The sequence below is a fragment of the Chroococcidiopsis sp. genome, assembly GCF_051657925.1.
In the GTDB taxonomy this organism is placed as follows: domain Bacteria; phylum Cyanobacteriota; class Cyanobacteriia; order Cyanobacteriales; family Chroococcidiopsidaceae; genus Chroococcidiopsis.
Genome location: NZ_JBOFLP010000204.1, coordinates 1 through 8,498, shown reverse-complemented (window position 1 = coordinate 8,498; position 8,498 = coordinate 1). Strand labels below are relative to the sequence as shown.

General features: G+C 44.9%; 8 protein-coding genes. 5 read left to right on the top strand and 3 right to left on the bottom strand.

The genetic code is table 11. The features are described 5' to 3' along the window. Together ACRC32_RS16330 and ACRC32_RS16325 are read left to right on the top strand one after the other, a co-directional pair. The coding region (locus tag ACRC32_RS16330; protein WP_438554959.1) for an IS982 family transposase at positions 1-786 on the top strand (786 nt) is incomplete at its 5' end. Between the two features lie 73 nt (positions 787-859). Then, entirely contained in the window at positions 860-2,149 is a 1,290-nt protein-coding gene (locus ACRC32_RS16325; protein WP_438554958.1) for a Glu/Leu/Phe/Val family dehydrogenase, read from the top strand. Positions 2,150-2,193: 44 nt separating this feature from the next. Here ACRC32_RS16325 and ACRC32_RS16320 read toward each other — a convergent pair whose 3' ends face one another. Next, positions 2,194-3,996, bottom strand: a complete 1,803-nt coding sequence (locus ACRC32_RS16320) for a metallophosphoesterase family protein (protein ID WP_438554957.1) — start codon at positions 3,994-3,996, stop codon at positions 2,194-2,196. A 769-nt stretch (positions 3,997-4,765) separates the two neighbouring features. Here ACRC32_RS16320 and ACRC32_RS16315 point away from each other — a divergent pair. After that, positions 4,766-5,221 (top strand): hypothetical protein, encoded by a 456-nt coding sequence (locus tag ACRC32_RS16315; protein WP_438554956.1) that lies wholly within the window; start codon positions 4,766-4,768, stop codon positions 5,219-5,221. 17 nt (positions 5,222-5,238) lie between these two features. Here the strand turns inward: ACRC32_RS16315 and ACRC32_RS16310 are convergent, their stop codons facing one another. Then, positions 5,239-5,676, bottom strand: coding sequence for a thiol-disulfide oxidoreductase DCC family protein (locus tag ACRC32_RS16310; protein ID WP_438554955.1), 438 nt, complete (start codon positions 5,674-5,676; stop codon positions 5,239-5,241). Between the two features lie 89 nt (positions 5,677-5,765). Continuing rightward, the gene (locus ACRC32_RS16305) at positions 5,766-6,218 is read right to left on the bottom strand and encodes a clan AA aspartic protease (protein ID WP_438554954.1); all 453 of its coding nucleotides are present in this window, start codon (positions 6,216-6,218) and stop codon (positions 5,766-5,768) included. Between the two features lie 252 nt (positions 6,219-6,470). Between ACRC32_RS16305 and ACRC32_RS16300 the strand changes: the two genes are divergently transcribed. Together ACRC32_RS16300 and ACRC32_RS16295 are read left to right on the top strand one after the other, a co-directional pair. Then, positions 6,471-8,075, top strand: a complete 1,605-nt coding sequence (locus tag ACRC32_RS16300; protein ID WP_438554953.1) for a VOC family protein — start codon at positions 6,471-6,473, stop codon at positions 8,073-8,075. Positions 8,076-8,178: 103 nt separating this feature from the next. After that, the coding region (locus ACRC32_RS16295; RefSeq protein ID WP_438554952.1) for a response regulator at positions 8,179-8,498 on the top strand (320 nt) is incomplete at its 3' end.

Sequence of the window (8,498 nt, the reverse complement as noted above, 5' to 3'; positions counted from 1 at the left end):
AGTTGCTCTCGAATGCATCCCAGTGAAGTGATGACGATTGTCATTGCTTTTCATGGTTCTGGTTATCGCACATTTAAAGATTTTTACACCCAGCAAGTCCTACCAGGATGGCGCAAAGCCTTTCCTCGGCTAGTCAGTTATAGTCGGTTTATAGAGTTGATGCCGTGGTGTGTGATGACATTGTGCTGCTACTTGTACACTCGCACGGGCGAAATCACCGGAATTAATTTCATTGATTCAACACCAATTCAGGTTTGCCATCCCTGTCGGGCACGCGCTCACAAAGTGTTTGAGGGACATGTGGGATGGGGAAAAAATTCCGTCGGCTGGCATTATGGTTTCAAGTTGCATTTAGTCATTAACGACAAGGGAGAATTACTCGCCTTTAAGCTGACTGCTGCCAATGTGGATGACCGACAACCCGTTCCCGACCTGACCAAAAACCTGATAGGCAAGCTGTTTGGGGACAAGGGCTACATTTCACAACCTCTATTCGAGCAGCTCCAAGAGCGCGGTCTGCAATTAATTACTCGCTGCAAACGCAAGATGAAACCACGCTTAATGCCCTTGATTGACAAGATTCTACTGCGTAAGCGAGCTGTCATTGAGTCGGTGAATGACCAACTCAAGAATATTTGCCAAATTGAGCATAGCAGGCATCGTAGTGTACTTAACTTTCTGGTCAATTTACTGGCTGGATTAGTTGCTTACACCTATCAGGAGAAAAAACCGTCGCTGGACATTTACCCAAAAGAGCTACTTGCTCTACCTCCTGCCCTTTTTTAACTCGTCGAACTCACGTAGATTAAGAGATAATCCGATCGCAATCGGGCGATCGCAACTAAATAGAGGAAAAAATATGGTTTCTACATCCCCACTGCCGCTAGAAACTCCCTCTCCGGCTCATATTTGCCCCTACGACCAAGCTTGTAGCTATCTAGAACAGGCAGCAAAAGAATTAAGGTTAGACCAAAACCTACTCGTGATGCTGAGTCACCCGCGCAAAGTTATCACCGTATCAATTCCAGTTAAACTCGATAGCGGCGAAGTGCAAGTGTTAGCGGGGCATCGCGTACAGCATTGTGATATTTTAGGACCTTATAAAGGTGGAACTCGTTACCATCCGGCTGTAACCTTGCGAGAAGTTTCGGCATTGGCAATGTTGATGACATGGAAATGCGCTTTGCTCGGTATTCCCTACGGTGGAGCAAAAGGCGGAATTGCGATCGATCCTAGCCGCTATAGTGTGGGAGAACTAGAACGCATTACCAGGCGTTATACGAGCGAACTGATCAAGGATATTGGACCATCTGTAGATATTCCCGCCCCAGATATGGGGACTTCCGCACGGGAAATGGCGTGGATGATGGATACGTATTCTGTCAACGTCGGTCACGCCGTACCGGGAATCGTGACCGGAAAGCCGATTTCCATAGGTGGATCGCGGGGTCGGGAAATGGCAACGGGACGAGGTACGATGATTGCCGTACGAGAGGCACTTGCCGAACGGGGTAAGTCTTTGGCAGGAGCGCGAATTGCGATTCAAGGTTTTGGGAATGTTGGCGGTGCGGCGGCTTTGTTACTCCACCAAGCAGGGGCAAAAGTCATTGCTGTTTCTACTGGTGCTGGGGGAGTGTACGCCGAGAATGGTTTAGATGTTCCCGCACTTAAGAGTTTTGCGGCTCAAAATCACCGCAGTTTGAAGGGTTTTCCCAACGCTATGCCAATTAGTAACGCTCAGTTGCTAACTTTACCCTGCGACGTGCTGATTCCTGCTGCATTAGAAAATCAGATTACTGAGGATAATGCTAACCAAGTTCAAGCTGCGATCGTCGCAGAAGCAGCGAATGGACCGACAACCCTAGAAGCAGACCGCATATTAGAAGCGCGAGGAATAACAGTATTACCCGATATTCTGGCAAACGCTGGCGGAGTCGTGGTGAGTTATTTGGAATGGGTGCAAGGGCTTTCTTATGTATTTTGGGATGAGGAGCGCGTCAACCGAGAACTAGAACATTTGATGGTGCAAGCATATCAGCAAGTGTCTCAAAAATCTCGGCAGATGGAAATATCCTTAAGAGGGGCTGCTTATATGTTGGGTGTCGGTCGTGTCGCTCAAGCACTAAGCGATCGCGGTTTGTATCCATAATTTTTGATATATGTAGAGATGTAGAGACGTTTCATGACACGTCTCTACAAAGCAAACTCATCAAACTTAACTACATCTGAACCCGGGGATCGCGTGTCAAATCGATAGCTGCTAATCGTACCTGTTGCCGTATTGAAAATACTAAAAACTGTAATATCGTTGCTGGCAATATAAGGCTGTGGTTCGCCGTCTTCACCTACTAAAGGAGCAATTGTCGGTACTACAGGTTGCAACCCATTTGGATCGCCTAGCGCAATATAATCCTCATCATTGCCGGGTGGTACTTTTCGCCTTTTATTTTCCACAGCCGCACCGTAAGTGTTGCCAACATTCGATGTTTCTAAAAAGTGCGTGCCATTATTACTAATAAAACGATTCCACAGGTGAGAATGTCCGTAAAAAACTAATTGCACCCCAGCCGTCTCTAACAAAGGTACGACATCGCGAATGATGTAATCTGCTGCTCTAGGGTATTCGTAACGCACTGCTTTGAGGCTACCATCCGCAGCGCGATCGCGAATTTGTACCGGATCGGTATAAGCAGGAACGATATTATCTCCTAAAGAATGGGGCGGATGGTGAAACATGACAATTTTGTATTTCGCTTGTTGGAACTCCTGGCTTTTGAGTTCAGCTTCCAACCAGTTATATTGCGGACTACCTTTGGCAATTTCACCAAAAATGACTTGTCCGTAGCCCCACTTTTCAGGGCGATCTAAATCTTGTTGGCGTTCTTGGTACTTTCCTCTTACATCTGGAGTGTGATTGTAAGACCGCCACATATTTGTCACGTACAGTACTACTAACCGCACATCACCAAAGGTAATGGCGTAATATGTCTTTCCGCCTAGACTCGTTTCGGGAAGCGTGAAAATTTCTTCGTATGTATTCGTATTAAAGGAACGATCCTTCAACCATTGTTCTGTTTGAGTTTCGGTTTGTTCGGAATCAAGTTTTTTAGCGATCGCACGCGGGATAGAATTCTCGAATTCTTCCCCTAAACTATCGCCACTACCATATCTACCCATTACCTCATGATTGCCGATCGCGGGAAATATGGGAGCATTTTGAGCGATCGCCCCACCGCGATACACTGTTTTAGCAATCTCGTATTTTGCCCTTCCTTGCAAGCAGGGAAAAAACGCGCCGCCACGCCGATCGTCAAACCATTCGGAAGCGCGATCGGGAATATTAATTAAGTCTCCAGCAAAGAAAACCCCATCTACTCTCCCTACCGTCTCTACCACTTTTTGCAAGTTTGCTGCTGTCATCGGTTTGAGTTGATGATCCGAGGTGAGTAAAATTTTGAGTGGCGTTCCAGATTCAGGCAGGGAAGCAAGGGTATATTCACCGCTACTGACTGTCGTGCCATCTTCACGCACGCTAGACACGCGATAGGGGACGCGCACCCCAGCACTTAACCCCGTCACTTTTGCTTCGTGTCGCCAGATATCTCGCAGTTTGATGTTTTGGTATTGTCCGGTTTCAGCTTGTGCGCCGACATGGGACTCTCGATCTTCTCGCGTGCGGCTGAGTTTAACTGTAGAGGCGATCGCAGTTTGTTTCAGTCCTGCACCATAAGTAACTGCGTGCTGACTACCTGCAAATTCTGTAAACCACACTACCTGTACAGAGTTGGCTGTTGGTAGTTGTAAAAATGGCTCTGTCAGTAACTGGGTTGGTGCAGGTTGCATCATTGGCTCTCTGTTGAGTAGCACTCCTAGCAGCGTCAGCATCAAGATTAGCAAAAAACCAATAATGGCGAAGATGGCAAGACGAAGCGCTTTCGGTAGCGCATTCCACCCGACTCTCAACTCTTCTAGCCTTGACCGAGTAGAAAACATCATTTCTTTAAAGTATAGTGGTGCATCTTCATCATTTCTTGATGACAGCAAGATAGACTAAGTTTTACACTTTATATAGAGTAAACAACAAAGAGTTTACTTGACACCAAACCAAATATCTCTAGCTCTAATACTATACTTAAGTAATTATCATTAAGCATAAACCCGTAGGTAACTTAAATTACCTACGGGTTTTATAGTTTGTTGTCATTGGTCATTGGTCATTGGTCATTGGTCATTGGTCATTTGTGAGTAGTGAGTCACTTTTGACTTACAACTTACAACTTACGACTTACGACTTACTAAGGTCAACGGTCATTTGTCAGAGTGCAGTTAGAGTGTAGTTAGGTAGTAAAGTAAGCAATGCTCGCCCATGCTCAGACACACACTTTTGATAAAAGATTTCTCCATTAAATTTAAATTGGAAACATACTGAAATTCACGAATTAGGATTAAGCATTTATCTAGAAAATAAATTATTTTCTTAAATTTATCTTCAGTACAATCTAGCGATCGGTCGATCGCTCAACGCTAACGCTAAATCAACACTCCTAGAAACTATACATAACTTATCAGAGTTGACTTGATAGCTGTCTTTGGCAATTCACAAATGACCAATGACAAATGACGAATAACAAATTCTGTATCAAAAACTACTGCAAGTAAGCACTCAGGTAATTGTTAAAATTAGTTACCAATAGCAGCGAGCTTTCAAGAAATCTTGCTGTCCTAACTTCTCTCATCTATATTTCAATCTACAGGAGTGTTTCGCGTGAATGCAGCCGAGCAAGCGATTAATCTAGAGTTTACAAGTAAGATTGCTACGGTGGTGAATTTACTCAAAGCAGAGTTTCCTGAAATTAGAGCCGATCTCAAACCTTGGACGAACGATCCAGAAACACTAGAGTTAGTCGATCCTGACTCGATCGATATTGGCTTTCATTTTCCTGGTTGGAGTAAATCGTTTCAGAGTCGCAGTATCCTAATTCAAATTCGGTTTTATCAAGATCCCATCAGCGATGTCCGGCGTTGCATCGGCGTGGAGGCTGCTGGGTTCGATCATCGTGGCAAACAGTGGCAATTTTCTACTGTTGAGGAATGGCGTTGTGAAGGCGAAACAAAACCCAAACCAGAATCCAGCGACAAGTTAAAGCAGATTTGCCGCAAGATCATGGAAGTGTTTAATAGTCAAGGGAGCAGGGAGCAGGGAGCAGGGAGCAGCGACTAGCTATCAGTTGTCAGTTATCAGTGGTGCGTGGTGCGTGACTTCTTTGCCTCAGAAGCGCAGCCACAATCGGCAGCATATACTGTCTGATATGTCGTATCGCGTTTGCCAAATAGAGTGTAGCGGTTGTCGCGGATTTGTTCGTAAGTGCGATCGCCCATCCATTTTAAGCCAGGTAGAGAACGATAAGCATTGACAAATATTTCACCCATCGGTAATAGTCTTCCAATTTCTTCAGCGGCAGCTGTACCTTGCCAACGACGATTGGGAGTATTAGCATCAATTAAAATCATCCCTAGTTCGCAATCTTGAGATGTAATCCCCCACTGTTGCAAGGCAGTTTCATCTTGCATGGATATATAGCGAAATTTTTGTCCTTGGTCTAGTTTTTCTAATAATTGAACCAGAGTAGTACAAAGATTGCAATTGCCATCAAAGATAACGATATATTGGTTCATTGGCGTGGTAATGGGTAATGGGAAGTTGTAAGTCGTAAGTCGTAAGTCGTAAGTTGGAATTAGCTGATAACTGATAACTGATAACTGAATTAGATCCGAAAAACAGGTTGGTCGGGATGAGCAGGATTGGGAATTAAACGCTGATTTTTACAGTCTACTAGTAAATCTAATGTTTCTAATACAGTTTGACCAATTAAGACTTCATCCCCAGTTACTAACACTGCTTCGGTTGTTTCTCGCCCCATAATTTCGATAATTACAGGTTCAGTAAGTCCTACCATTTCCTCTCTACCATCAGCATATTTAGCAAGCTGCTGAGCGCGAACTTTTAAGCCCAGTTCTTGTACTATAGCTTGAGATACGACTGTACGAACTGCACCAGTGTCTACTAGTGCTTCAGTTTCACACACGCGCAACTGATTTGGATTAAGTAATCCTCGATTAACTAAGATTTCATCAACAGCATTCGTAAGCTTAACTGGTACTCGGACTGCTCCCATATGTTCGCTAACTGCAACATCAATTCGATTGAAACTTACCATAATTCAATTGCCTCTCTCATAAAGACTTTACTTTTTTAGGATTTTATGGTAGACCTGGCAAAATATATTAGGCAGACAATTTAGATGAAAAACAAGGTATAAATTAAGTAATTTGCATGAGTCTGCGCTGTTCGATTTTAGTGGCGGAAATAACTAAATAGGTACTCTTAAGAGTTTGAAAACTATATAGAAAACTCAGAAACACAGTGTACGGGCTGGTCATAGTGTCCTCACAGCAAGCAGGGAAACGACATGAGCCAAGAAATCCTGGGAATTCACCATGTGACTGCGATCGCCTCAGACCCACAGAAAAATCTCAACTTCTACGCTGGTTTTTTGGGGCTGCGTCTAGTCAAAGTTACCGTCAATTTCGACGATCCTGAAACATACCATTTCTATTACGGCGATGAATTAGGACGACCTGGTACGATTATGACGTTTTTCGTCTGGTCTGATGCGCCTAAAGGTCGCCAAGGAACGGGACAAGCGACGATCGTATCCTTTGCCATTCCCCAAGCATCGTTAGGTTATTGGATCGAACGTTGTATTAAATATGGCATCCGCTATGAAAGACCTGAAGAACGGTTTGGCGAGTCTGTCTTGAGTTTTAAAGACCCAGATGGATTGATGTTAGAACTAGTAGCTACAGCCAATCCTCAAACTTCATCTCCTTGGTCTACTAGCGGTATTCCAGCAGAACATGCGATCCGTGGAATTCATACAGTCATGCTATGTGAGGATGGCTACGAACTGACAGCAAAGTTACTGACAGAAACGATGGGGTGGAATTTTCAGCAACAAGAAGGGAACATATTTCGCTACCAAATTGGGGCAGGAGGATCGGGAAAAATTGTCGATGTCAGGTGTGCGCCAGATTTTTGGAAAGGTGCGGTAGCAGTGGGGACAGTCCATCATGTAGCGTGGCGGACTCGTAACGATGAGGAACAAGCAGCTTGGAGAAGTGCGATCGCTAATTTAGGATTTAACGTTACCCCAGTCTTGGATCGTCAATATTTCCACTCAATTTACTTTCAAGAACCAGGGGGAATTATTTTTGAATTAGCTACAGATGCCCCAGGTTTTACCGTTGATGAAGCAGCAGCAGAACTGGGAACTCACCTAATGCTACCTCCTTGGTTGGAAAAGAAGCGGCAGCGAATCGAAGCAATTTTGCCATCACTATATCTACCCCAGACAGGTACTTCTCCGATTAGTAGCAGCGACCGCCCTCAAACCCAACTCGGATTTACTCACCGTTTTATCCCTGCTGCCGAGCCAAATATACCTTACACCTTGCTACTGCTACATGGAACAGGAGGCGATGAAACCGATTTACTTTGGCTGGGGGAAGAATTAATCCCAGATGCAGGAATACTCAGCCCACGCGGTCAAGTTTTAGAAAATGGAATGCCGCGATTTTTCCGGCGCTTGGCTGAAGGAGTATTCGATCCAGAAGACTTAAAATTCCGCACCCACGAACTTGCTAACTTTGTTGCCACTGCTGCTGACAGCTACGGATTTGAACCAGATCGAGTTGTTGCTGTAGGCTATTCCAATGGAGCAAATATCGCTGTCAGTATGTTGTTACTCCGTCCATATACCTTGAGTGCAGCAGTATTATTTCGTCCGATGGTTCCCCTCGAACCGTCACAACTACCTAGTCTTGCTGGTATCTCCATTTTTATTGCAGCCGGACGCAACGATTCCATTGTCAGTTCAGAAGAAACAGAACGATTAGTCAAAATATTGCAAACCGCTGGTGCTGAGGTAACCCTCACTTGGCATCCTGGCGGACACGCCTTGAGTGGAGAAGACGTGCAAGCAGCTAAGCAATGGCTGTTGACAGTTATCAGTTGACAATTATCAGTAAAGAGTGGTGCGTGGTGCGTGAAAAGACCTCTTGCCAACTACCAACTACCAACTACCAACTACCAACTACCTAACTACCTAACTACTAATCATGACAACCAAGCCTGTCATTTTAACAGTTGACGACGATCCAGAAGTTTTGCAAGCGGTGGCGCGGGACTTGCGACGAGAATATGGCGATCGCTTCCGCGTTTTACGGGCGGAATCTGGGGCAGTTGCTTTAGAGGCGCTGCAACAGCTAAAACTGCGAAACGAGCCTGTAGCATTGTTTTTAGTAGACCAAAGAATGCCGCAAATGTCTGGGGTAGAGTTTTTGGAACAGGCTTTACAGATGTTTCCAGAGACGAAAAAGGCATTACTCACGGCGTATGCAGATACGGACGCAGCGATCCGCGCTATCAATACCACGCG